Below are 22795 nucleotides of genomic sequence, written 5' to 3' on the forward strand. Positions count from 1 at the left end.
CGAGGGCGGCGCCACCGGCGCGTTCGGGAGCGGGCCCGGCGGTCCTAATCCAGTTGGGACAGCGCGTCGGTGACCAGCTTGGTGGCGAAGTCCTCGCCGTTGCCGGAGATCCGGTTGACGTACTCCGCGAGCAGGACGGCCGTCGCCTCCAGGGGGTTCATCTCCTCCTTGGTCCACGGTCCGTACTGGGCGCGCCACAGGTTGGGGCTCAGTCCGGTGCCGGCGGCGATGAGCAGGCCGGCCATGGTGGGGATCACCTCCGGGCTGAAGGTCCTCGGCATCATGCGCATGGTGGCCACCAGGCTGGGGATCGCGTGTTCGAGCACGTCCTCCTCGTGCTTCTCGAAGGCCGAGCGCAGCCAGTTCATGTACATGTAGACGAGCGTGCAGGCGCCTTCCACCAGCGCCTCGGCCTCGTCGGGCCCGAAGGACGCGGTGAGCTGCTCGACCATCCGCCGGTGCTCGGGGCCCGTCCCGGACTTGCCTTCGTAGACGGACCTGAGCCGGGAGTCGATCACCATGAGCGCTGCGCTCACATCGCCGACGGGAGCGTGTTCGGGGTCGCAGGACGACACGGGACTCCTTCTGGAACGGCCACGGCCGGGACGGCCGGTCGGTTCGTAGGGTAGGCGACCGATCGGACGGGATCCGCCGGATCCGGCCGGGGGCGCCCTCGGGTGACGGTGCGCGAGTGCCGTCCCGGGCGGACCGGGGCGGCACGGCGGCGGTGGGACGGGCCCTGTCCCCCGCCTCCGTCACCCGGCAGCGGCATCCCACCCGTCAAGGTGACACTCCGGCGGCCGAGTTGACGACGACGGGTGGCGGGCGACACGCCCGGCGTCACACGGCCGTCACGTTGCCGCTGGATACTCGGAAGGCCCACCGCCCGCGCCCCGTACGACGGAGGACCACCGCAGATGACCGCCGGCCCCGACCGCCCCGCCTTCCTCCTGGTCCACGGCGCCTGGCACGGCGCCTGGTGCTGGGACGCGGTGCGCACCGCCCTCGCCGCCGACGGGTGGCGCACCCACACCGTGGACCTGCCCAGCTCCGCCGCCCACCCCGATGCCGCCCGCCCCGACGGCGCCCACCCCGATGCCGCCCGCCCGGCGGGCCTGCTGGAGGACGCCGACGCGATCCGCGACCGCCTGCGGCGGATCGACGGCCCGGTGGTGACGGTCGCCCACTCCTACGGCGGCGCCCCCACCACCGAGGCCATCGCGGGCGCCGCCAACGTGGTGCGGGCGGTCTACCTCGCCGCCTTCCAACTGGACGTCGGCGAAAGCGTGTTCTCCTTCCTCGGGGCTCCCGTTCCGGAGGACGACACGGGCCGCACCCCGCCGAACGCCGACGCCCGCCGCCTGCACTACACCGACGTGCCCGCCGCCGAGGCCGACCGCGCCCTGGCCCGGCTGACCCCGCAGAGCGTCCGGTCCTTCACCCGGCCGGTGACCACGGCGGGCTGGCGCACCGTGCCGTCCAGCTACATCGTGTGCGAGCACGACCGGGCCCTCGAACCGTCACGGCAGCGCGAGCTCGCCACCCGCGCCGACACCGTCCACCGGCTGCCCAGCGGCCACGCCCCGTTCCTGTCCATGCCCGGGGAGCTCGCCACCCTGCTGGGCCGGATCGCCGGCTCGGCCGCTCCGCAGGGTGCCGACGTCCGGAGTGACGAGGGGCGCTGACGGCGGGCGGGACGACCCGACCGGCTCCGGGCCGCCCCGTCCGCCCCGTCCGCCCCGCCCGCCCCGCCCCACGGTCTTCGACCCGGGTCAGCCGGCTTCCGTGCGCGGCTCCAGCCGGGTGCCGCTGCGGAGGGTGATCGACATCAGGTCGCTGGGGGCGTCGAGCTCCAGCCGGTGCCAGCGGCCCCGGGGCACGATCGCGGCGGTGCCCGCCGCCAGCCGCACCACGGACTCGGCGTCGCCGGGCTCGACGGGGCGGAGGTGGAGGCGCACGGCGCCGGCCAGGCAGCAGACCGCCTCCTCCGCCTCGGGGTGCATCTCCCAGTGGTCGGCGTGGACGTCTGCGTCGCTCTCCACGTGGAAGGTCGCGATCTGCCAGACCCCGGCGTCGCCGGCGGCCATCCGGCGCCCGGCCGCCCGGACGAGGCCGTCGGGGTGGATGTGCAGGGCCGAGGCGAACAGGTCCACGGCCGCGAGCGGAGTGGTCGTCATGAGCGGGTTCCTTCCAGTCGGTTCTCTGCGGGGGTGAGCGGGGCGGGGTGCCCTGGCGCCTGCGGCCGGCGCCGGGGCAGCACAACGATCGCCACCAGCGCGGCGAGGGCGAAGAGCCCGGCGGTGGCGGCCAGTCCGGTGGCGTAGCCGGAGTTGAGGGCCGACGGGTCGGTGGCGCCGCCGGAGCGGTGGGCGGCGACGGTGGCCAGGGCGGCCAGGCCGACGCAGCCGCCGAGCTGGCGGGAGCTGTTGAGCAGGCCGGAGGCCGTCCCGGCCTCGTGGGCGGCCACGCCGGTGGTCCCGGCGGCGGCGACCGGGGCCAGGACCAGCCCGGTGCCGATGCTGGTGACCAGGGACGGGCCGAGGACGTCGGTGAGGAAGCCGCCGTCCGGGCTGATCAGCGAGAACCAGGCCAGGCCCGCGGTGGCCAGCACCGCCCCGGGCACCAGGGCGGCCCGGGGAGTGCGGCGCGCGACGACGCGTGTGGCGAGCACGGTGCCCGCGACCAGTCCGGCCGAGAAGGGCAGGAAGGCGAGGCCGGTGGCGGCGGCGCCCAGGCCCAGCACCTGCTGGAGGTAGAGCGAGACGAAGTAGAAGGCCGTGAACTGCCCGGCGGCGGCCAGGAACACCAGGACGTTGGCACCGGCCACCCAGCGGCTGCGCAGCAGGCCCGGGCGGAGCAGCGGTGCGGAGGTCCTGGCCTCGGTGACGGCGAAGGCGGTCAGCAGCGCGAGCGCGGCGGCGAGCGTCCCCAGGGTGGCCGGGGAGCCCCACCCCCGGACATCGGTGCGGACGACACCGAACACCAGCAGCCCGACCCCGGCGGTCGCGAGGACGGCGCCGAGCACGTCCGGCCGCTCCCGCCGTACGGGCGGTGCCTGGGCCGTTCCGGTCTCCTCGGCGGGACCGCCGGCCGGCAGCAGCGCGAGCGCCGTCGCCACGATCGGCAGGTTGACCAGCATGACCCAGCGCCAGCTCGCGTACTCGGTCAGCAGTCCGCCCGCCAGCACGCCCAAGGCCCCGCCCGCGGCGTTGGCCGCGCTCCACACGCCGAGCGCGCGCACCCGCCGGGGGCCTTCGGTGAACGTGGTGGTGAGCATCGCGAGCGCGGCCGGGGCCGCCGCCGCCGCGCCCGCGCCCTGTCCGGCGCGGGCGGCGACCAGCTGCCAGGGCGACTGGGCCAGTCCGCCCGCCAGCGAGCAGAGGCCGAACACGGCCAGGCCCAGCAGGAGCAGCCGCCGCCGGCCGTACAGGTCGCAGGCGCGGCCGCCGAGCAGCAGGAGCCCGCCGAAGGTGAGCGCGTAGACGTGCACGACCCAGGAGAGGTCCAGCGGCGCGAATCCCAGGTCGGCCCGGATCGCGGGCAGGGCGACGTTGACCACCGACATGTCCAGGGCGAAGACGAACTGGGCGACCGTCACCGCCGCCAGCACCCGGCCGGGGCGCCCTCGTAAGTTTTTGTACATGTATAGAAAGTAGTCCCGGGCGCCCCCCGCTGTCGAGCCCCGGGTGATGATGGGGGCATGCAGCAGCCCTCCGCCCAGCCGCCCGCAGCCCCGCAGCCTGCCGCCCAGCCGCCCGCCGGATCGCAGCCGACCGGACCGCAGCCCGCCGGGGTGCCCGCCGCCCCGCGGCCCGGCGCGCGGCGCAAGGCCACCGGCCGACCGCCCCGGATCACCCGGGAGGAGGTCGTCACCACGGCGCGCCGGATCGTGGACGAGGAGGGCGTCGAGCGGCTGACCATGCGCCGCCTGGCCACCGAGATCGGCAGCACGCCGATGGCGCTCTACCACCACGTCCGCGACAAGGAGGAGCTGCTCGTCCTGCTGCTGGACGACTACGCCGCGCGGACACTGCGACCGACCGAACCGCCGGCCGACCCGCGCGAACGGGTCGTCACCGCGGCGGCCGCCATCCACGAGGCGCTCGCCGCCTGCCCGTGGATCGTCGAGGTCCTGACCGGGGACAGCGTGATGTCCGCCCACTCGCTGTGGTTCGTCGAGCAGATCGTCGACGGCCTGGTCACCTGCGGCCTCTCACCGGAACGGGCCGTCCAGGGCTACCGCGCGATCTGGTACTACACCGCCGGCGAGATCATGGTCCGCGCCACGGCCACCCGCGGCCGGCCCGCCGACGACCGCCCCACCCACCGCCAGCAGGTCTTCGCCGATCTCGACCCGGAGCGACTCCCCCGCCTGGCCGGGCTCGCGGACCGCTGGGCGCCGCTCACCGCCCAGGACACCTACCGGGACGGCCTCGACGCCCTGGTGGACGGCCTGCTCGCGGCCCGCTGAGCGGCTGCGCGGCCTTCCGCGCCCCGGCCGCCCGCCGGGCGGAGCCGGCTACCTCCCGACCAGAGCCCGGACGACGAGGCCGCTGAGCGCGCGGGGCGCCAGCCGCCGGGCGGTCCACATCGCGTGGGTGCCGCGCCCGGGAAAGGCCCACAGCCGGCCCCGTGCCAGGGCGCGGTCCATCGAGTCCAGCACCTTCTCCGGGCTCAACCCCCGGCGTGGACCGATCACTTCAGGGGTCTCCACCCGGATGCGCGACAGCATCGGGGTCTCCACCGCGGGCGGGCAGACGCACAGCACCCGGATGCCGTCGCCACGGTGTTCGGCCGCGACGATCTCGGCGAGGAAGTGGACCGCCGCCTTGGCGGCGCCGTAGCCGCCGCCCAGCGGGATGGGCACCCAGCCGCCGATGGAGCCGAAGAGCACGACCTGGCCGCCGCCCTGTGCCGCCATCGCCGGCACCACGGCACGGACCATGTGGAGCGTGCCGCCGTACACGACGTTCATCAGGCGCAGGGTCTCCGCCGGGTCCTGATCGAGCAGCCGGCCCATCACCCCGACGGCCGCGCAGTGCACCAGCCGCCGGGGCGGGCCCAGCTCGCGGCCGACGTCGCGGACCACGGCGGCGACCGCCGCGTAGTCCGTGACGTCGCAGACGAACGAGCGCACCCCGGGGGCCCGCTCCGACAACGCGTCCAGACCGGCCGCGTCGACGTCGACCGCCGCGACCGCCCAGCCCGCCCGGGCCAGCCGCAGCGCCGCCGCCCGGCCGATCCCGCTGGCGGCACCGGTGACGATCGCCACCTCACCCGGCACGGACGCCATCTGTCACGCTCCCACGGCTGCGAGAAGTACCGGACGCGCCCTCGGCGCCGGAGGCCGAGCCTCCCGAGCAACCATGCCTACCCGGCCGACGGCGCCCCGACTCTCACCCGGCCGGACGACCGTCGGCCTCAGCCGTTGCCGAAGAAGCCGAGCGCCCCCGCCGCGCAGACCCCGCCGGCCCCCATGAACACCGGGGTCAGCACCTTCAGCTCCACCCAGCTTCCGGCCCGGAACCGCATGCCCTTCGGCGGCCCGATCGGGTACCAGCGCCGGCGCCCGATCGGGATCGGCCACAGCACCGGGCAGCCCGAGACGGTCAGCGCGTCACCCAGGCAGTGCACCAGCGCGCCGAGCGCGATCGGCAGCCCGATCCACAGGTACTGCTGCCCCGGCTCCTCGAACAGCCACTGCGAGCCGTTGCCGGGCTTGTCGAGGACCTCCGCGAGCATCCACGCGCTGGCCGCCCCCAGCAGCCACACCAGGACGTCACTGGAGACCCGGGCCTGCCGCCACAGCAGACCCTCGATCGCCAGCACCATGTGCACGAACAGCACCACCAGCACACCCCAGCGGCCGCCGAACACGGCCACCGCCGCGGCGCCCGCCCCGCACAGCACCGCCCAGAGCCAGGTGTGCGTCAGCGTCCGGTGCCCGCCCGAGCGCCTCGGGTCGCCCTTGCCCCGGGTGGCCTTGTACACCGCGTACGAGAGGTTGTCGATCACCTCGCACAGCGCCCGGGACACCGGCCCGAACGCCCGGGATATCGTCGCCGCCTTGTGGTCCAGGTCCGGCGCCAGCGCCGCCCCCGCGCAGATCAGCGCCCCCGCGAGCAGGACCGGCCAGGGCATCGGCTCCCCCATCCCGGCCGCCACCGCGCCCACCCCCAGCCATGCGGCCGCACCCGACAGCGAATGCGCCGGTCCCATCATGTCCGTACACCACCGATCCTCATCAGCTCGGCCCTCACCGCGAGGACCTGACGTCACGGCAGCCTATCCGTCCAAGATCACCGACCCCGCCCCTCGCCCCCGGCCCGCCCCTTCCTTCCCCCCGATCCGGCCGGGCGGGCCCCACCCGCTCCGCCCCGCCGGACCCTCCGGCGCCCCGCGGATCAGGCCAGGGCCTTCTCCAGCGCGGCGAGGTAGCTGCGCATCATGTGGTCGCGGATGCCCTCGCCGTCCGGCGAGAACGCCGCCGCGCCCAGGCCCTTGGCCCGGTCGGTCAGCCCGGGGACCAGCCCGACCTTCTCCGTGACACGGCCCGAGGAGTCGATGTGGCGCAGCGCCTCGACATGGGTGAAGGCGGGCTCCGGCGGCAGCTCCGGGACGATGTCGTTGCCGTGCACGAAACGGTAGGTGCGCCCCCGCAGGCCCTTGTCGTACGCGGCGGCGAGCAGCCGGTCGCAGGTCCGGGGCTGGCCGAAGGTGTAGACGCCGTCGGCCGCCAGGCTCGGGTCCTCCAGGTCGAGCCGGGCCGCGACGAGCATGGCGAGGGCGCCGCCGAGGCTGTGGCCGGTGAACCAGACCGTCTGATCGTCGGTCCGCAGATCGGAGACGGCCTTGGCGACGTCCGGGTAGATCGATTCGAGGGCCTCGGCGAAGCCGTAGTGGACATAGCCCGTCCGGGCGGGGCCGGGCCAGGGCGGGGTGGTGGCGTCGGTGAGCCAGTCACGGATCTGCGCGGGTTCGGTACCGCGGAACGCGGTGACGATCATGTCGTCGCCGGCCATGGTGTACGCCTGGGTGTCCTGGAGCGGGAACGGCGGGGTGAAGCGCGTCTGGTGGTGACGCACGGCGTCGAAGCCCCAGGCGTGGGCCTGCTCCTCGATCGCGGCCTCGTCCTTGTAGGCGAGTTCCGCGGCCTTCGCCAGCCAGTAGGCGTGCGAGAGGCTGTAGCCGGTGGCCTGCTGGTCGAAGTCGGTGGGTACGGCCATGGGGGGCACTCCTGTCGGGTCGTCGGACGGAACGGCGGATCGGCCCCCAGGCCCCGACCGGCATCCGCCGCCGAGTGCGCACCGCAGCGCCCTGGTGACCAGGAGTGACGCTACCCCGCACACAGTTCGTGAGCGACCGGGCCACACCCCCGCCCCATCCGCCGGGCGCCCGCGGCACGACACCCGCCCCGACCAAGCCCGCCCCGCCCCGCCAAGCACCGGCACAGGGAACCCGCGCTCCCGCGCCCGGCTCACCCGCCGAGGCAGCGGCCACGGCAGCGGCCACTGCCGCCGATCCCCCCGCCGCCCACCGCAGTCGCCGTCAGTCCGCTTCCACCGACCGCGCGATCCGCTCCCGCGCCGCGACCGCCCGCGCGTCCTCGTACCCGTCCAGCAGCGCGAGCGCCTGCGTCCGGTGGCGCCGCGCCGCTTCCCCGTCGTCGGCGAGCACGGTCGCCGCCAGAGCGTCGAGGGCCAGTGCCTCGTGCCAGGGGTCGCCGAGTTCGTGGTGGGTGGTGGCGGCCCGGCGGAGGAAGGCGGCGGCCTCGGTGTGACGGTCGAGGTGACGGTAGGTCTCGCCCGTGCCCTGCCAGGCGAGGGCTTCGCGGCTGCGGTCACCGAGGCGGCGATGGAGGACGGCGGCGCGCTGGTAGGAGTCGAGGGCGTCGGCGGGTTGGCCGTCGGCCCGTTGGGCGTCGCCGAGGGTGAGGAGCCAGAAACCCTCCAGGCGGTGGTCACGGAGGTTCAGGGCGATGTCCAGTGCCGCGTGTGCCGAGGCGAGTGCACCGGCCGGGTCGCCGTCCTCGCGTTGGATGTCGCTCAGCAGGCGCAGGGCGTTTCCCTCGCCGCGCTGGTTCTTCAGTGCGCGGTGGGCGGTCAGTGCCTGGCCGACGGCGGCCGCGGCCTCGGGGAGGTGTCCGGCGCGACAGTGGGTGCTGGCGAGGTTGGAGAGTGCGGTGGCCTCCCAGTGGGCCTCGCCCAACTGCCGGAAGGCGGCGAGCGCCTGCTCGAAGTGCCGGGCGGCGTCGTCCAGTTGCCGGCTGTGCAGGTGGACCAGTCCCAGCAGGTTGAGCGAGTGTGCCTCGTTGAGCCGGTCGCCGAGTTCACGCCAGAGCGCCAGGGCACTGCGGTGGCACTCCAGGCTGTCGCCGAGGGAGTTGACCCGGGTGTACGCCATGCCGAGGTCGGTGAGCAGCACGGCGCGGGCCGTGTCGTCGGAGAGGCGTTCGGCGGCTGCCAGCCCGAGCCGGCCCGCCACCGGCCAGTCCGCGCCGGGGGCCGAGGGGGCCTGGGCGTTCCAGAGGACCGCGGCCAGCTGCCAGGTCCGCCGGTCCTCGCCTGCCGCGGAGGCGGTGTGGACGGCCTGGAGGAGGTTGGCGCGTTCGCGTTCGGCCCAGTCCACGGCGGCGTTGTAGTCGGCGAAGACCGTCGGCCGGACTCCGTCCGCCGCCTGGTCGAGCGGCAGCCGGGCTTCGGCCGGCCGCAGCCACTGCTGGGCGGCGTCGGCGGTGTGCAGGTACCAGTCGAGTACCCGCCGCAGTGCGGCCCGGCGCTGTGCGGGGGCTTCTTCCTGCTGGGCCTGGTCGGTGGCGTAGGCGCGCAGGAGGTCGTGGAACTGGTAGCGGTCGGGTGCGCCCTGTTCCACGAGGTGGGCGCCGACGAGGGAGTCGAGGAGCTGTCGGGTGCGATTGGGGGTGAGGTGGGCGAGGGCGGCCGCGGCGTGGAGCCCGAAGTCGGGGCCGGGATGGAGCCCGAGGAGCCGGAACAGGCGGGCGACCTGGTCGGGCAGGGCCCGGTAGGACCAGGCGAAGACCGTACGGACGGCGTCGACGTCCTCGTCGTCGCCCACGCTGAGGGCGTCCCAGAGCGCGGATTCGTCGCGGAGGTCGTCGATCAGGTCGTCCAGACCCATGTGGGGCAGGCTGGCCGCGCGTTCGGCCGCAATCCGCAGGGCCAGCGGCAGTTGGGCGCAGAGACGGGCCAGTTCGGCGAGCTTCGCGGGGTCGTCCTCGGGCCTGTGCCCGGCGGTGACGGCACGCAGCAGGGCGACGGCCTCCGCCTCGGGCAGGGTCCCCAGGGTGAGCCGACGGGCACCGTCGCGTACGGCGAGGCCGGACAGACGGCTGCGGCTGGTGACCAGCACGAGGCTTCCGGCGCTGCCGGGCAGGAGCGGCCGGACCTGGTGCGCGCTGGCCGCGTTGTCGAGGACGACCAGGAGACGGCGCTCGGCGAGGAGCGAGCGGTAGAGGGCGGCGGCCGCGTCGGGGTCGGACGGAACGGACTGGGCAGCGACGCCGAGGGAGATCAGGAAACGGTGGAGCGCCTCCTGGGCGGTGACGGGCCGGCCCGGATCGTAGCCGCGGAGGTTGACGTACAACTGGCCGTCGGGGAACCGATGCCGGGCCTGGTGGGCCCAGTGCAGGGCGAGTGCGGTCTTCCCGGCACCGGCGGTCCCGGCGATCACGACGACCGCGGCGGACGTGGTGCCGGCGGAAGCGACGGCATCGGGCGGGTTCCGGTCCTCGCCGGTCAGGGCGGAGTCCAGCTGGTGAAGCTCGTCCGTACGGTTCACGAAACCGCGTACGTCCGCAGGCAGTTGGCGGGGAGTCGGGGCGGCACTCGACCGGTCGGGCCGGCCGTGGAAGTGGATGCCTCCGCTGACGTCCCTGGCCTGGACGACGTCCTGGGCCGAGGACCCGGACACGGTGGAACGCGTGCTTCCCGGGCCGTCGATGCTCCCGCCGTGCTGCTCTGCCACTGCGCTCCGTTCCTATGCGGGTGGGAGGAGGTGTGCCACCTCACGATCGAAGTACACCAGGACGTCTTCGCCCGCCCGGTGGAGATCCGTGATGTAGCTCTCCCACCGGCGGACGAGATCGGGGTCGGTGTATCTGATCGCCCCGACGGGAATTCCTGTTTCCGAATACCGGACCTGATAGAGCGTACGACCACCGAGAATGACGATTTCCGGCAGCTGCCCGGATTCCTCGGAAGCGGCCAGCGTCATGGCGTCGACGATATGGATTCGCTCGCCGCATTCGGCCCTGATCCGCAACGAGTGCAGCTCCCACCGCAGGTACGGCGTCAGCGGCATCTCGACCACCCGCACCCGGTGAAAGCAGGACTGGCGCTCCTCGTCCTCCCGGCCGATCTCGCGCAGCGCCTCGCGTCGGCCTTCCAGGAGGTGCAGCGCCTCGCCCCAGTCGCCTCGACGGGCGGCCTCCCAACTCGGGCTGCCCTGCTCCTCGAAGTGCTGGCGCCGCTCCAGCTTCCAGGAGTCCCGGCCTCGCACCAGCGCGTCCCGCTCGCGGAAGTCGCGCTTGTAGTCGTCCCGGGCGAGAACCTCTCCCCACTCGGCCCTCAGCTCGGGAGCCCGCCGATCAGGCATCCGCGATGTCCGCTTTTGCCGTGCTGAGCATGACGCCCGGAATGACGACGAGCCGCTCACCCGGCCCCAGGGCAACGTCCTCGGGAAGTCGGTCACGGTAGTTGTCGGTGAGGTCCCGGCCGATCACGGCGATGTCACCGTTCGAGAGCTGCCAGATGTCCGGGCATTCGTCCCGGTCCTCGGACGTCCCGAGTTCCTTCGCTGACTTTCCCAGACGCTTCGCCAGAAAAGCGGAAGGATCGGCTTCCCATCCACGAGCCATGCCCGCCCCCCTATCGATATTGCTTTCGGCGCAGAACCGCGGGTTTGGTCATCCTACACCTGACGGTGAGCCAGGGGAATATTTAGTACATTCGCTATGTACTTCTAAATGATCACCATCGCAGCACATCGGCACCATTTGCGGCGGTATTCATCCTCCCGGGGCGGGAGAAGCGGTCCGCCGCGCATATGCCACTGGCTCATGGACTGCGGCAAATTCTCCTTGGGGAGTCAACAGTTCGTTGCAGCACTGAAGTTCACACACCAACACGCCCAGCCATGCAAGAGATGCCCACCCACCCCATCAGGCCAGGTCGCGGGAGGAACCCTCCCACACCCACGGGGGCCGGCCGGCTCCCGGGGTGACGTCGATCTCGGGGACACCGCGTTCCCCGCACCCACGAGGACCAGCTGGTCGCTGTCCTTGGCCTCAGGGCGTGCGTGTTCCGTTGAGGTAGGCGAGGACGGCGAGGACGCGGCGGTTGTCGTCGTCGGAGGCGCCGAGGTCGAGCTTCGCGAAGATGTTGGAGGTGTGCTTGCTGACCGCGCCCTCGCTGAAGTGCAGCCGTTGGGCGATGGCGGCGTTGGAGCGGCCCTCGGCCATCATCGCGAGGACGTCGCGTTCGCGCGGGGTGAGGAGGGCGAGGGGCTGGTCGTAGGCGTTGCGGGCGAGGAGGCGGGAGATGACCTGGGGGTCCATGACGGTGCCGCCGGCGGCGACGGTGTGGACGGCGTCGACGAACTGGTCGGCCTTGGAGACCCGGTCCTTGAGGAGGTAGCCGACGCCGCCGGTGCCGTCGGCGATCAGTTCCCGGGCGTAGAGCTGTTCGACGTGCTGGGAGAGGACGAGGACCGGCAGGCCTGGCCGTTCGCGGCGGGCGGCGAGCGCGACCTGGAGGCCCTCGTCGGTGTAGGTGGGGGGCAGGCGGACGTCGACCACCGCGATGTCGGGGCGGTGGTCGGCGATCGCGGCGGCCAGTTCGGGTCCGCTCTCCACCGCGGCGACGATCTCGTGCCCGTGGGCACCGAGCAGCAGGGAGAGGCCGTCCCTCAGCAGGACGAGGTCCTCGGCGAGGACAACACGCACGGTAGCTCCATGATCAGCCTGGTCGGACCCCCCGGGGGGCTGGTCAGCGTGAGCGTACCGTCGAACGGGGCGAGCCTGCGCCGGATGCCCTTCAGGCCGCTGCCGCCGTCCGGGTCGGCGCCGCCGCGGCCGTCGTCGGTGACCTCGGCGCGGAGCAGTCCGGCGGCGTGGGTGAGGTGCACGGCGGCGTGCCGGGCGTCGCCGTGCTTGACGGCGTTGGTGAGCGCCTCGCTGACCGCGAAGTAGACCGCCGACTCCACCGGCGCCTCGGCCCGTCCGGGCAGTTCGGTCCGCACCTCGACCTTCAGCGGGACGTCCAGGGCCAGCGCCCGCACGCCTTCGGCGAGTCCGCGTTCGGCGAGGACCGGCGGGTGGATGCCGCGCACCAGGTCGCGCAGTTCCTGGAGCGCCTGGGTGACGTTCTCCTGGGCGTCGGTCACCACCCGCTTGGCCTGCTCCGGATCACGGTCGATCAGTGCCGCCGCCGCGCCCAGGCGCAGGCTCACCGCGACCAGCCGGGCCTGCGCGCCGTCGTGCAGATCCCGTTCGATCCGGCGCAGTTCGGCGGCCTGGGCCTCGGTGGCGTCCAGCCGGATCTCGGTGAGCTGCTCGACCCGCCGGGCGAGCCGGGAGCGTTCGGTGGGCCCGAGCAGGGTGCCGGTCCACCGGCCGTGCAGGCGCAGCGCGGGGCGGGCGAGGGCGAGCCCGGCGACGATCGGTACGGGCCCGAGGAGGCCGAGGAGCAGTGCGGGCAGGCCGCCGAACGGCAGGTCGTACGGCAGCGGCGCCTGGACGATCCCGTACAGGCCGGTGCCGACCAGCAGCACGGGTGCGGCCGCGACGGCGCCGCCGACCAGCGGGTCGGCGATCAGCCACAGGGCGTCGCGCCAGGTCGCCGGGTCGGTCCAGAGCCAGCGGACGCGCAGGGCCAGGCCCGCGAGCCAGCGGTTCCTGTGGTAGTCGTGGCCGGTCCAGTACCAGCCGTGGAGCGTGCGTTCCAGGGCCGGGCGCGGCCGGTACGGCGGCGGCACGGGCACTCCTGACCAGTGGCCGGCCGCCCACCGGGCCGCCTCGGCGGCGGAGCGGACCATCCGGGTGGCGGCCGGGAAGAGCGGGAAGATCCCGAGGCAGCCCCAGAGCAGGAAGGACAGCAGGAAGACCGTCGTCAGCGCCGCCCCGACGGGTATCAGCAGTGTCAGGACGGCGAGCCACCCGAGTGCCCGGGCGGCGGCGCGCAGCTCGCGGGCCGCGGCGCCCGGCTCGCGGACGGCGTCGGCCCAGGCGCGGACGGCGTCGGCCCGTTCGCGGGCGTCGCCGCCGGGCGGGCGTGCGTCGCCGCCCGGCTCGCGGGCGGCTGGGGTCTGCGGGCTGCTCACGAGTCCTCCGGTCGGGTTCGGTGCTGCGGGTCGTTCATGATCGCAGTCGTCCGCCCGGGCAGCCGCGCCCGCACCCGGCCCCGCACTCGGCCCCGCATCCGGCTCCGCATCCGCCCCGGTGTCGAACGCTGCTGACCGCGGGTCAGCCGGTGGAACGACCCGCGCGGCACGGGCAGCTCGCCCCCGTCGACGGCCACCACCGAGCCGAACCGCTTGCGCAGCCCCGACAGCCGCAGTGCCGGGGCCCTCTGCCCCGCACCCACCGCTTCCCGCACCTCGTCCTCCCCGCGTCGTCACGGCCGCCCAGGGCATCGGGCGGCACGCGATCAACGCTAGGCACCCCCGCCGGGGGTGGGGCTGGACCCACCCCGCCCCGATGCCTCCACCGCGGGCGGGGGCGCGCCCGGGACGCGCGGAGGGTGGCACAGTGACGGGTTTCCCACCACACACTCCTTCCCCCCGGGCCACAATGGTGAGCCCCAGCACCACCAGGAGGACGTCGTGAGCGACCGGATCCCGCGCGACCGGCAGGGCCAGTGGCGCAGGCAGCGAGGCCTCGGCTCCCGCGGTCCCACCAGGGTGCCCGCCCACCCGCCGATGCCATTGCCGATGCCGTTGCCGTTGCCGTTGCCGTTGCCGGACGGGATCGCGGCTCCGGAGGAATCCGAGCAGCGGCCGTCGGGCAAGGGAACCGGCAGGCTCGGCGAGCCACCCCCGGACGGCCCGACCCCGACCCCGCCCGCCGACCCGCCGCGGTAGCCCGGGCCGCGCACCAGGTGTTACGCGGCCTCGACCTTGACCATCGCGTCGCCGGCCGCGGCGGCCGCGGCGAAGAAGTCCCTCAGCCTGCGGAGGTCGGCGGTCAGAGCGTCGGCCCACGCCTGGGACCACGGGGTGGCGAACCCGAGGGACACGACCTCGGCCGCCACCGCGGTGTCCACGGTCCTCACCAACCCGTCGACGCCCACCGCGTCCAGGAAGCCCGATGCCGTCCGGACCTCATCGGGCCGGAGCACCCACACCTTGATCTCGGTGAACTCGTCGTCACAGTCGGGATCCCCCTCGACGACCACCCGTTCCTCACCACCGAACACCGGCAGTCGGGCCGCCGGGGAGTCCGGGCCCGAGCTGCCGGACGCCTTCGTCAGCGCGACGTCCATCAGGTACCCGTTGCGCTCCACGCCCAGCACCGCACCGGCCTCGTCCAGCGGCCCGAAGTCGTCGTCGAACCAGCCGGGCACCAGGGCACGGAGCTCCCTCGGCGACAGTTCGTCCAGAACCGCTCCGTCCACCCGCCGCCAGAAGAAGTCCACGCTCATGCCCCGCCTTTTCCTGTTCTCTGCGCCAGGTTAGGCGGGCCCTCCGACAGCCGCCGTCGTGGACGACCGGGCGCCGCCCGGGAGCCCGGTCCTACGGGCGCCGGCCGCGGAAGCCGTGGCTCAGGCCCACGGCGGCCTGCCCCGCCCGTCCGCCCACAGGGCGAGCGCCCGCTGGTCGACGGCGCGGATGCCGACCTGGGTGCAGAACGCGGCGGCGGCCTTGGTGAACGAGCCGGTCGTCACCACGGCGGCCAGGTCGCAGTGGTGGACGTCGCGGTAGGTGCCGTTGACCTTCTGGACGTCCTGGGAGCCGACGGAGGTCCGCGGCCCGTACCGCTTGGCCTGGATGAGGATCCGCTGCCCGGCCGGGGTGGTGGCCAGGACGTCCGCCGCGAGGTCGCCGGCCCCGCCGACCACCTTCACCTTCATGCAGCCGTCCCGGCGGCACAGGTCCGCCAGCGCGTGCTCGAAGGCCTTCGGGGTCATCGCCAGGAACGGCCCGATGTGCCGCAGTTGGGCGGTCCGCGCATCCAACTCCCGCCGCCGGGCCCGCACTCGCGAGCGCAGCACGGCGACACCCGCACCCGCGCCGGCCACCAGCAGCACGGCGACCAGCACGAGGTGCTGGGCAAGCCAGCGGACCACCAGCGAGGCCAGAACGACCGCGACCAGCGCGACCACCCCCAGCAGCGGCGCGTTCCGCTTCATCCACCGCACCCGGCGGGCGGTCATCGACCGACGTCGCCGGACAGGACTACGGGCCACGGCACTCCCCCTCACGCCACGGTATGCGGACGAGCGTAGAAGCAGCCGTGCCGGTACGCCCGCGATCCGGGCGAACTCCGGTGGCCGGACGGCCGAGTTGACCGAATCCCGGCAACCGACGGCCGAACCCCCGCCGCCCCGGCCTCCCGCGCGTGCGGGCAAGGGCGCTCTCCGACCTGCGGCGCAGTACAGCCTTTGCCATTTCTTGACTATGCTGCGGTGCCGAGGCTGCCGGGTCGGACGGTGCCATGAGGCGTGCCCATCATGCCCGTCGCGCCCGTCGCGCCTGTCATGCCCGTCGTGCCCGTCGTGCCCGTCGTGCCACGCGTCCGGTGGCGAGGGGCAGCCGCGGACCTCCGCTTCGGCCCGCCGCACTGGATGTCGCCGCGTCAACCCCCTGGAAGGCTCAACACCATGACCCGTCTCTCCTGGCTGTCGCGGGCTGCGGCGACCGTGCTGCTCGTCCTGGAGTCGGTGGCGGTGGTGCTGTACTTCGGCATCGCGGTGCCGCTGCTCTACAACGGCATCGGGTTCGAGGACGAGGTGGCGCCGAGGTCGAAGGTGGTGCCGCACCTGCTGGCGCTCGGGGGGTACACGATGGCCGGGATCAACGGGTTGGCGGTGCGCGAGCTCTGGCGTCTGCGGCCCGGTGACGGCAGGGTCCTCGTCGTGGCGATGGCCGGGGTGCAGGTGCTGCTGCTGGGGTATGCGGCGCTGTCGGGCAACTACCTGTTCGCGATCTTCGCGGCGCCGGTGCTGCTGTTGCTGGGGGCGATGGCCGTCTCCGAGTACCGGAGCGATGCCCGCCGGGCCGCCACGGGGTGACGGGGCCGGCCCGGGGCTTCCGCCGGGCCGGCGGCACCGTCCGGACGGGCAGCGCAGCGAGCCGCGGCCGGCTCAGCCCGGGCCGCTCGGCCCCCGTCCGCGTGCTTCGGCGTACTCCTTGAAGCGTCTCAGGTCCCCCTTCACCCGGTGGTCGACCGCGGCCCTGGCCTCGCCGGCCTTCTCCCCCGGCCGCTCGGGCCGGAGGTCGACGGCGAGGGTGACCCGGGTGTGGCCCGGGTCGAGCCGCCGGAAGGTCACCTTCTCCTTCCGGTCCGTCTCGCCGTCCACGGCCCGCCAGGCGATCAGTTCCTCGGGCTCCTGGTCGACGATCTCGGTGTCGTATTCGCGGGCGACGCCGTCGATGCTGGTGCGCCAGTGGATGTGGCGGTCGTCCAGCCGGGTCACCGAGTCGACGCCCTCCATGAAGCGTGGGAACTCCTCGAACTGCGTCCACTGGTTGTAGGCGGTGTGCAGGGGCACGGCCACGTCCACGGATTCCTTCACCGTGCTCATGAGGACCTCCTCGTAGGCTGCGGCCGGGGCCTTCCCGCCCGTCTGTGCACCTGCCCGTCCGGCACCGGCGCAACCATCCCGCGTCCCGCCACCGTCCCGGCGGTCGGGTCCGACCCGGACCGGCCCGGACCAACCGGACCGGACCAACCGGACCGGCCCGACCGGCCCGCCTCAGGGCGCGGAGCGCGGCCCGTCGCCCTCGGCCAGGTGCCGGGTCACGGTGTCGAGGTCCGTGCCCAGCCGCTGGGCGGCGCCGACGAGCAGGCTCAGCGCGGTGTGCGGGGTCACGTCGAACCGTTCGGCGGTGATGCCGATGGCGAGGCCGGTGGCGTGCCGCCGGTCCAGCAGGTCGGCGACCGCCCTGGACAGGGCGAAGCGGTCGAGGGCGGCCGACGCCTGGAGGGCGAGCACCTCCACCAGGCCGAGGGCCGGGGTGCCCGGCTCGACCGGGGTGCGCAGGTAGGCGCTGAACACGGTGCAGCCGTGCGGGTGGGTGCGCAGGTGGGCGCCGGCCACGGCCCGTACGCCGCAGCGCCGGGCCCGGTCGGCGAACCGGTCCGACCGACCGGGGTCCAGCCGGACCACGACCTGTCCTTCGCCCTGGCGGCGGAGCCGGGGCAGCGGGCCCGCTTCCGAGCCGCCCTGCGCGCGTTCGAGGGCGAGCAGGTAGGAGGGGGTCGCCGCGAAGGTCTCGACCGAGCCGTCGTCGTGCCAGGTGCTGACGGCGGCGCCCACGCAGTCCGGGACCGTGACCCGGGTCAGCTGCACCACGTCGTGCAGGCTCTGGAGGGGCCCGGACCGGACCCGTTCGTGGGCCGCGAGTTCGCCGAGTTCGGCCAGGAGCGCCGCGCGGGCCCGGTCGTTCGCCGGCGCCCCGGCCGCTGCCGTGGCGACGTCGGCCGGGCCTTGGCGTGCCAGCAGCAGGCGGGCCCTGGCGACCGCGCGGACCGCGTCGGCCTCCCCGGTGTAGATGCCGATCGTGTAGCAGACGTCGCGCAGCCGCTGCCCGGCCTCCGGCGAGCTCGACGGGGACAGGGCCTCGTACTCCGCGACCAGCCGGCCGAGCGCAGCGACATCCACCATGGGCATGAGCACCTCCGTGTGTTTACGGAAAGTATGCGCCGATCACGCAGCGAAACCGCGCTGTCGGTCGCCTCACCCCGGTGGTCGGCCCGCCGACGGCCGCTGACACCCGCCGGAGGCCGTCAGCGGACGTCGGGGGCCGTCAGCGGACGTCGGGGGCCGTCGAGGGTGTCCGGCCGTCGGCACAGGCGCGGAGCACCGCGAAGGCGGTCGCCAGTGTCAGGGCCCAGCAGCCCGCGAGGCCCCAGAGGAAGGGGGTCTTCGACGCCCCCAGTCCGGCGGCCAGGAGTCCCAGCGACAGCAGGGCGAGCCCGAGGACGGTCCGCGGCCGCAGGCCTCGCACCAGGTTCCAGGCCCGGCCGCGCAGGCCGAGCCGGACGGCGCGCAGCCACGGTTCCGGGGCGCGGTCGCGGCGCGGCGGCCTTCCGGTTCCGCGCGGTCGCGCCCACTCGTGTCCGCCCATGGTGTCCGCCTCCTCGCCGCGCCGTCCCCCGTGGTCCCGCACCGGGTACCCCGGATGCGCGATCGCTAACGCCCCGGCCCCGGCCCCGGCCGCGGCCCGACCGCCCGGCGGCCCGATGGCCCGGCGGCCCGGCGGCCCGACGACAGACCCGAGGCGGACCCGCAGCGGCCACCCGCCGTCTCAGCCGACGCCCTCGGCCGCTCCGCCGGTTCCGTCGGCCCAGCCGGGGGCGTCGCGGTCCTCCAGTTCCTCGCGCAGCCGGGCCAGGGTGGCGCTGAGCAGTCGGGAGACGTGCATCTGGGAGACGCCGATCCGCTCCGCGATCCGGGACTGGGTCCAGCCGTTCCAGAAGCGGAGTTCGAGGACGGTCTGCTCGCGTACGGGCAGCCGGGCCAGCAGGGGGCGCACCGCGATGCGGAAGTCGGCGAGTTCGATGCCGGGGTCGCAGCCGCCGAGGTGGTCGAGCAGGGCGCTGCCGCTCTCGTCGGTGTCCTGGTCGCGCAGGGCGTCCAGGGAGTTGGGGCGGTAGACGCGGCCCGCCATCAGTCCCTCGGTGGCCTGTTCGACGGTGAGGTCCAGGTCCTCGGCGATCTCCTCGGGGCGGGGCAGTCGGCCGAGTTCCTGTTCGAGGCGGTCCGAGCCGCGGGCGACGCAGAGGTAGAGCTCCTGCGTGCCGCGCGGGACCCGTACCGGCCAGGAGGTGTCGCGGAAGAACCGTTTGATCTCGCCGGTGATGGTGGGGATCGCGTAGGTGAGGAATTCGACGCCGCGCTGCGGGTCGTAGCCGTCGACGGCCTTGATCAGGCCGATCGTGCCGACCTGGAGGATGTCGTCCATGTCCTCGGCGCGGTGGCGGAAGCGGGCCGCGATGAAGCGCACCAGCGGCATGTTGAGCTCGATGATCGTGCCGCGCACGTAGCTGTAGGCGTGGGTCTCGCGGGCCAGCCCGGCCAGCCGTCCGAACAGGGCGTCGCTCAGTTCGCGGGCCTCGGACTTGCCCATCCGGCGCAGTTCGGCCGCCGTCGGTCTTCGCGGCAGGTCGGGGGGCAGGCCCTCGGGCGGGGCCTCCCGGTCGGTCGTTTCCAGGTGGATGGACACGTGATCACTCCTGGGCATCGGGGTGAACGCCCGGCGACGCGTGCGGATCCGCACCTCGTGCGTCGCGGACCTCTTCCCCAGGACCCGTGCCCGGTCTCTTCGAGCGCGGTCCCGGCGGCACCGTCCACGGTGCCGAGCGGCCGGAACGGTCACGGCCGCTGCACCAGTGTTCCTACCCCGGGGAGACGTTTCCGAACTCACGTTCCGGGTGTTCTCCCGCCCGTCTTCCGGGCGGTCACGCAACGGCACGACCCGCGCGGGCGGTCGCGCACGCCTCCCGACCGGTGCCCGCGCTGGTGGTCGGGCGTGCCGCCTCCCGACCGCCGTCCGCCCGGCCGGGAGGCGGCACGCTCAGTGGTCGAGCGGGCGGGGCCGTCCCGGCCAGGCGGGCCGGCCCGGCTCCCGGGGCAGCCGCGGCTGGACGTAGTCGACCAGCTGCATCATGCCGAGGTCCTCGTGCTGGAGCTGGTGGCAGTGCAGGACGGTGCGGCCGGTGAAGTCCTCGTACTTGACCAGGAGGGTGACGGTGTCGCCCGGCTTGCCGCCGAGCAGGTCGACGGTGTCCTGCCAGACCGGCGGGTCGAGCCGTCGGCCGTTGCGGTGGGTGACGAGGACGTGGTTGGTGTGCAGGTGGAAGGGGTGGTGGAAGGCCGGCATGGAGTCGTCGGTGTGCAGGGTCCAGCGTTCGACGGTGCCGAGTTCCAGGGTGTGGTTGACGAACTCGGGGTCGAACAGGCCGTAGGCGGGGTCGCGGGTGAGGTCGCCGCCGGGGTCGGCCGCGGGGGTGGGGTGGCTGCCGAGGACGCGGTAGGCGTTGGGGAACGGCGGGTCGAAGACCTTCGCGTCGACGTGGAAGACCACCTCGCGGTCGCCGCCCGGGTCGGCGAGGTCCTTCTCGTCGAGGAAGGGTTTGCCCTGCGGCAGCGTGGTCGGCAGTTCCATCGGCGGCCGGACGGCCTCGCCCGCCACCTCGATCGTCATCAGCGGCACGGGCACGCCCTTGGCCCGCAGTTCGTACGTCCCGGCCTCGCCGCCCCGGACCAGCACGTCGGCGCGGTTGCCCACGGCCAGGGACACCGTCTCGGCGGCGACCGGCGCGGGGAAGGTCACGCCGTCCATCGCGATCTGATGCATCGTCAGCTTCCGCTCCCCGGAGGTGACCTGGAGCGAGAGGGTGGTGAAGGCGGTCGCCGCGACCAGGCGCCAGCGCTGGACCTCGCCGGGGCGCAGCGCGAGGGTGGGGTTGACCGCGCCGTTGACGGTGAAGGTGGGCGGGACGGCGGCCAGGGCGTCGCCGGAGGTGAACTCGGGGACCTTTCCGTCCTTGAGCCGGAGTTCGTTGACGCAGACGACCAGGTCGGCGGCGGCCTTGATCTGCGGCACCTCGTCGACGTCGCCCTCGACGATGATGACCCCGGCCATCCCGCCGGCGATCTGTTCGGCGGTGGCGCCGTGCGCGTGGGGGTGGTACCAGTAGGTCCCCGCCGGGTGGCCGGGCGGGATCTCGACGGTGGTCAGGTACCGCGGCTCGGGGGCGCCGGCCGCGGCCTCGTCGGCGCTGCGCGGCGGGAATTCGCGCAGGACGTTGTCGGCGTTCCCGGAGGGCGAGACGTGCAGGCCGTGGGTGTGCAGGTTGAAGCTGTTCGCGCGGTGCGGCCGGTTGTGCCCGCCGTGGTGCTGCGGATTCGGCGGGTTCGGCGGGTTCGGCGGCAGGCCGTTGACCTGGGTCAGCCAGAGCGTGTCCCCGGCGCGCACCCGCAGGGTGGGCCCCGGGATGGTGCCGTTGTAGGTGCGCGTGGTGACCGTCCCGTAGCCCGGGACGGCGGTGTCCGTGAACCGGACGTCGAGCGCCTGGTCGAGCACCGCCCTCGACCCGTCGGAGGCGGACCGGGAGCTGCGGACGGCCGGCTGCGGGAAGGGGGTCGCGGCCGTCGCGGCCGTCGCAGGCCCGACGAGGATCCCGTCGGAGCCCGCCACGAGGACGGCGACTGCGGGAACGGCCTTGAGTACCGATCGTCGACTGATTCCGACAATTTCTCTCATAGCCGGGCAATCTAGGTCGACTTCCGCGGGCCCCCGGTCAGGCACACCGCGTGCCTGCCCGGGGTTGGGCCTTCCGTACCACGCTACGAACGCTCCGGATGGGTCAGGTTGGCCCCGTCGCGGGGGTCGAAGACGTGGATGCGCGACGTGTCCACCCACAGCTCCAGCGGGCCTCCCTCGGCGGCGCGGGTGGCCGGGTTCAGCCGGGCCACCACGCGGTGCTCCTGCATGCCGGTGTCGGCCCGGCCCGAGTCGGCGGCGAGTTCGGCCAGTTCGGCAAGTCCACCGAGGCCGGCGAGGCCCTCGGTCGCCGCCGGTCCGCCCGCCTCCGCGAAGTGGACGTAGACGTCCGAGCCGACCGACTCCCGGACCTCGACGGTCACGGTGACGGTGACCCCTCCGGTGTGCCCCTCGGCCAGGGCGGCGTCCTCGAAGTCCTCGGGGCGGATGCCGACGATCAGTTCGCGCGGCGCGTCCGCGCGCTCCAGGGCGCGCCGGGTGCGGTCGTCCAGCGGCAGGTCGCCCAGCGAGGTGCGCAGGACGCCCCGCTCCAGCGCGGCGCCGAGGAAGTTCATCCCGGGCGAGCCGATGAACCCGGCGACGAAGAGGTTCACCGGCTCGTCGTACAGCTGCTGCGGCGAGCCGACCTGCTGGACGACCCCGGAACGCATCACCACCACCCGGTCGCCGAGCGTCATCGCCTCGACCTGGTCGTGGGTGACGTAGACGGTGGTGGTGCCCAGCCGGCGCTGGAGGGCGGCGATCTGGGTGCGCATCTGCACCCGGAGCTTGGCGTCCAGGTTGGACAGCGGCTCGTCCATCAGGAAGACCTTGGGGTCGCGGACGATCGCCCGGCCCATCGCGACCCGCTGGCGCTGCCCGCCGGAGAGGTTGGCGGGCTTGCGGTCGAGGTGCCGGGTGAGGTCCAGGATGCGGGCGGCCTCCTCGACCTTGGCGGCGATGGTCGGCTTGTCGACCTTGGCCAGGCGCAGCGCGAAGCCCATGTTGTCGCGCACGCTCATGTGCGGGTAGAGGGCGTAGCTCTGGAAGACCATCGCGATGTCCCGGTCCTTGGGCGCGCGGTCGTTGACCACCTCCCCGGCGATCCTCAGGGTGCCCTCGGTGATGTCCTCCAGCCCGGCGATCATGTTGAGCGTGGTGGACTTGCCGCAGCCGGAGGGGCCGACCAGGATCACGAACTCGCCGTCGGCGATGGTGAGGTCGACGTCGCGGACGGCGAGGGCGCCGTCCGGGTAGCGCTTGGTGATGCCGTCGAGGACGATCTCGGCCACGATCCGCCTTCCTGGTCCGCCGGGTGGGGCGGGCTCAACCTCGGGAACTCGACAAA

The 22795-nt window shown here is 74.0% G+C and carries 23 protein-coding genes; 3 read left to right on the top strand and 20 right to left on the bottom strand.

The features are described 5' to 3' along the window. Window positions 1-44: 44 nt before the first annotated feature. Window positions 45-521, bottom strand: coding sequence for a hypothetical protein (locus ACFVGO_RS04320; RefSeq protein ID WP_359898341.1), 477 nt, complete (start codon window positions 519-521; stop codon window positions 45-47). 396 nt (window positions 522-917) lie between these two features. Between ACFVGO_RS04320 and ACFVGO_RS04325 the strand changes: the two genes are divergently transcribed. Continuing rightward, on the top strand, window positions 918-1685 hold the full coding sequence (locus ACFVGO_RS04325) for an alpha/beta fold hydrolase (RefSeq protein ID WP_380630823.1): 768 nt from the start codon (window positions 918-920) through the stop codon (window positions 1683-1685). Window positions 1686-1772: 87 nt separating this feature from the next. On the opposite strand, the gene ACFVGO_RS04330 is transcribed toward ACFVGO_RS04325, so the two are convergent. Together ACFVGO_RS04330 and ACFVGO_RS04335 are read right to left on the bottom strand one after the other, a co-directional pair. After that, the gene (locus ACFVGO_RS04330; RefSeq protein ID WP_380630824.1) at window positions 1773-2177 is read right to left on the bottom strand and encodes a cupin; all 405 of its coding nucleotides are present in this window, start codon (window positions 2175-2177) and stop codon (window positions 1773-1775) included. Next, a complete protein-coding gene (locus ACFVGO_RS04335; RefSeq protein ID WP_359898293.1) occupies window positions 2174-3643 on the bottom strand; it encodes an MFS transporter in 1470 nt (489 codons plus the stop codon). Before ACFVGO_RS04335 ends, ACFVGO_RS04330 begins: the two co-directional genes overlap by 4 nt. A 207-nt stretch (window positions 3644-3850) precedes the next feature. On the opposite strand from ACFVGO_RS04335, the gene ACFVGO_RS04340 reads away from it, so the two are divergent. Beyond that, window positions 3851-4471 carry a TetR/AcrR family transcriptional regulator gene (locus ACFVGO_RS04340; protein WP_359898342.1) on the top strand — a complete coding sequence of 207 codons (621 nt, stop codon included), beginning with the start codon at window positions 3851-3853 and terminating at the stop codon, window positions 4469-4471. A gap of 48 nt (window positions 4472-4519) precedes the next feature. On the opposite strand, the gene ACFVGO_RS04345 is transcribed toward ACFVGO_RS04340, so the two are convergent. The 11 genes from ACFVGO_RS04345 to ACFVGO_RS04395 all read right to left on the bottom strand — a co-directional run bounded on the left by ACFVGO_RS04345 (window position 4520) and on the right by ACFVGO_RS04395 (window position 15365). After that, window positions 4520-5293, bottom strand: coding sequence for an SDR family NAD(P)-dependent oxidoreductase (locus ACFVGO_RS04345; RefSeq protein ID WP_380630825.1), 774 nt, complete (start codon window positions 5291-5293; stop codon window positions 4520-4522). Window positions 5294-5421: 128 nt separating this feature from the next. Further along, window positions 5422-6222 (bottom strand): metal-dependent hydrolase, encoded by an 801-nt coding sequence (locus tag ACFVGO_RS04350; protein WP_359898295.1) that lies wholly within the window; start codon window positions 6220-6222, stop codon window positions 5422-5424. 182 nt (window positions 6223-6404) lie between these two features. After that, on the bottom strand, window positions 6405-7226 hold the full coding sequence (locus ACFVGO_RS04355; RefSeq protein WP_380630826.1) for a lipase family protein: 822 nt from the start codon (window positions 7224-7226) through the stop codon (window positions 6405-6407). Between the two features lie 322 nt (window positions 7227-7548). Beyond that, window positions 7549-9984 carry an ATP-binding protein gene (locus ACFVGO_RS04360; protein WP_380630827.1) on the bottom strand — a complete coding sequence of 812 codons (2436 nt, stop codon included), beginning with the start codon at window positions 9982-9984 and terminating at the stop codon, window positions 7549-7551. 12 nt (window positions 9985-9996) lie between these two features. Beyond that, the gene (locus ACFVGO_RS04365) at window positions 9997-10614 is read right to left on the bottom strand and encodes a DUF6879 family protein (RefSeq protein ID WP_359898298.1); all 618 of its coding nucleotides are present in this window, start codon (window positions 10612-10614) and stop codon (window positions 9997-9999) included. Next, complete coding sequence (locus ACFVGO_RS04370; protein ID WP_359898299.1) at window positions 10607-10876, bottom strand: hypothetical protein; 270 nt, start codon at window positions 10874-10876, stop codon at window positions 10607-10609. Before ACFVGO_RS04370 ends, ACFVGO_RS04365 begins: the two co-directional genes overlap by 8 nt. A 429-nt stretch (window positions 10877-11305) precedes the next feature. Beyond that, window positions 11306-11962: a response regulator transcription factor gene (locus tag ACFVGO_RS04375; RefSeq protein ID WP_359898300.1), complete on the bottom strand. Its 657-nt coding sequence runs from the start codon at window positions 11960-11962 to the stop codon at window positions 11306-11308. Continuing rightward, window positions 11926-13338, bottom strand: coding sequence for a sensor histidine kinase (locus tag ACFVGO_RS04380; protein ID WP_359898301.1), 1413 nt, complete (start codon window positions 13336-13338; stop codon window positions 11926-11928). The genes ACFVGO_RS04375 and ACFVGO_RS04380 overlap by 37 nt, the downstream gene beginning before the upstream one ends. Beyond that, window positions 13335-13601, bottom strand: a complete 267-nt coding sequence (locus ACFVGO_RS04385; RefSeq protein WP_380630829.1) for a hypothetical protein — start codon at window positions 13599-13601, stop codon at window positions 13335-13337. Before ACFVGO_RS04385 ends, ACFVGO_RS04380 begins: the two co-directional genes overlap by 4 nt. 516 nt (window positions 13602-14117) lie before the next feature. Next, window positions 14118-14657 carry a hypothetical protein gene (locus ACFVGO_RS04390; RefSeq protein WP_380350796.1) on the bottom strand — a complete coding sequence of 180 codons (540 nt, stop codon included), beginning with the start codon at window positions 14655-14657 and terminating at the stop codon, window positions 14118-14120. A gap of 120 nt (window positions 14658-14777) precedes the next feature. Then, on the bottom strand, window positions 14778-15365 hold the full coding sequence (locus ACFVGO_RS04395; protein ID WP_380630830.1) for a restriction endonuclease: 588 nt from the start codon (window positions 15363-15365) through the stop codon (window positions 14778-14780). A 471-nt stretch (window positions 15366-15836) separates the two neighbouring features. Here ACFVGO_RS04395 and ACFVGO_RS04400 point away from each other — a divergent pair, with 471 nt between their 5' ends. Next, the gene (locus tag ACFVGO_RS04400) at window positions 15837-16247 is read left to right on the top strand and encodes a hypothetical protein (protein ID WP_380630831.1); all 411 of its coding nucleotides are present in this window, start codon (window positions 15837-15839) and stop codon (window positions 16245-16247) included. A 72-nt stretch (window positions 16248-16319) separates the two neighbouring features. Here ACFVGO_RS04400 and ACFVGO_RS04405 read toward each other — a convergent pair whose 3' ends face one another. The 6 genes from ACFVGO_RS04405 to ACFVGO_RS04430 all read right to left on the bottom strand — a co-directional run bounded on the left by ACFVGO_RS04405 (window position 16320) and on the right by ACFVGO_RS04430 (window position 22739). Continuing rightward, a complete protein-coding gene (locus ACFVGO_RS04405; RefSeq protein WP_359898306.1) occupies window positions 16320-16760 on the bottom strand; it encodes an SRPBCC family protein in 441 nt (146 codons plus the stop codon). Window positions 16761-16931: 171 nt separating this feature from the next. Next, the gene (locus ACFVGO_RS04410) at window positions 16932-17843 is read right to left on the bottom strand and encodes a DUF5133 domain-containing protein (RefSeq protein WP_359898307.1); all 912 of its coding nucleotides are present in this window, start codon (window positions 17841-17843) and stop codon (window positions 16932-16934) included. A gap of 142 nt (window positions 17844-17985) precedes the next feature. Then, window positions 17986-18306, bottom strand: coding sequence for a hypothetical protein (locus ACFVGO_RS04415; RefSeq protein WP_380630832.1), 321 nt, complete (start codon window positions 18304-18306; stop codon window positions 17986-17988). 180 nt (window positions 18307-18486) lie between these two features. Next, a complete protein-coding gene (locus ACFVGO_RS04420) occupies window positions 18487-19422 on the bottom strand; it encodes a SigB/SigF/SigG family RNA polymerase sigma factor (RefSeq protein ID WP_380630833.1) in 936 nt (311 codons plus the stop codon). Between the two features lie 333 nt (window positions 19423-19755). Next, complete coding sequence (locus tag ACFVGO_RS04425) at window positions 19756-21447, bottom strand: multicopper oxidase family protein (protein WP_380630834.1); 1692 nt, start codon at window positions 21445-21447, stop codon at window positions 19756-19758. A gap of 83 nt (window positions 21448-21530) precedes the next feature. Continuing rightward, window positions 21531-22739 carry a sn-glycerol-3-phosphate ABC transporter ATP-binding protein UgpC gene (locus ACFVGO_RS04430; protein WP_359898311.1) on the bottom strand — a complete coding sequence of 403 codons (1209 nt, stop codon included), beginning with the start codon at window positions 22737-22739 and terminating at the stop codon, window positions 21531-21533. Between the last annotated feature and the right edge of the window lie 56 nt (window positions 22740-22795).

Source organism: Kitasatospora sp. NPDC057738 (assembly GCF_042798815.1).
Lineage (GTDB): Bacteria > Actinomycetota > Actinomycetes > Streptomycetales > Streptomycetaceae > Kitasatospora > Kitasatospora lactacystinica.

Excerpts from the sequence above, each read along its gene's own strand:
- ACFVGO_RS04320 (WP_359898341.1), bottom strand. The coding sequence starts at position 521 with ATGGTGATCGACTCCCGGCTCAGGTCCGTCTACGAAGGCAAGTCCGGG.
- ACFVGO_RS04325 (WP_380630823.1), top strand. The coding sequence starts at position 918 with ATGACCGCCGGCCCCGACCGCCCCGCCTTCCTCCTGGTCCACGGCGCC.
- ACFVGO_RS04330 (WP_380630824.1), bottom strand. The coding sequence starts at position 2,177 with ATGACGACCACTCCGCTCGCGGCCGTGGACCTGTTCGCCTCGGCCCTG.
- ACFVGO_RS04335 (WP_359898293.1), bottom strand. The coding sequence starts at position 3,643 with ATGTACAAAAACTTACGAGGGCGCCCCGGCCGGGTGCTGGCGGCGGTG.
- ACFVGO_RS04345 (WP_380630825.1), bottom strand. The coding sequence starts at position 5,293 with ATGGCGTCCGTGCCGGGTGAGGTGGCGATCGTCACCGGTGCCGCCAGC.
- ACFVGO_RS04350 (WP_359898295.1), bottom strand. The coding sequence starts at position 6,222 with ATGATGGGACCGGCGCATTCGCTGTCGGGTGCGGCCGCATGGCTGGGG.
- ACFVGO_RS04355 (WP_380630826.1), bottom strand. The coding sequence starts at position 7,226 with ATGGCCGTACCCACCGACTTCGACCAGCAGGCCACCGGCTACAGCCTC.
- ACFVGO_RS04365 (WP_359898298.1), bottom strand. The coding sequence starts at position 10,614 with ATGCCTGATCGGCGGGCTCCCGAGCTGAGGGCCGAGTGGGGAGAGGTT.
- ACFVGO_RS04370 (WP_359898299.1), bottom strand. The coding sequence starts at position 10,876 with ATGGCTCGTGGATGGGAAGCCGATCCTTCCGCTTTTCTGGCGAAGCGT.
- ACFVGO_RS04390 (WP_380350796.1), bottom strand. The coding sequence starts at position 14,657 with ATGAGCGTGGACTTCTTCTGGCGGCGGGTGGACGGAGCGGTTCTGGAC.
- ACFVGO_RS04395 (WP_380630830.1), bottom strand. The coding sequence starts at position 15,365 with ATGAAGCGGAACGCGCCGCTGCTGGGGGTGGTCGCGCTGGTCGCGGTC.
- ACFVGO_RS04400 (WP_380630831.1), top strand. The coding sequence starts at position 15,837 with ATGACCCGTCTCTCCTGGCTGTCGCGGGCTGCGGCGACCGTGCTGCTC.
- ACFVGO_RS04405 (WP_359898306.1), bottom strand. The coding sequence starts at position 16,760 with ATGAGCACGGTGAAGGAATCCGTGGACGTGGCCGTGCCCCTGCACACC.
- ACFVGO_RS04410 (WP_359898307.1), bottom strand. The coding sequence starts at position 17,843 with ATGGTGGATGTCGCTGCGCTCGGCCGGCTGGTCGCGGAGTACGAGGCC.
- ACFVGO_RS04415 (WP_380630832.1), bottom strand. The coding sequence starts at position 18,306 with ATGGGCGGACACGAGTGGGCGCGACCGCGCGGAACCGGAAGGCCGCCG.
- ACFVGO_RS04420 (WP_380630833.1), bottom strand. The coding sequence starts at position 19,422 with ATGCCCAGGAGTGATCACGTGTCCATCCACCTGGAAACGACCGACCGG.
- ACFVGO_RS04425 (WP_380630834.1), bottom strand. The coding sequence starts at position 21,447 with ATGAGAGAAATTGTCGGAATCAGTCGACGATCGGTACTCAAGGCCGTT.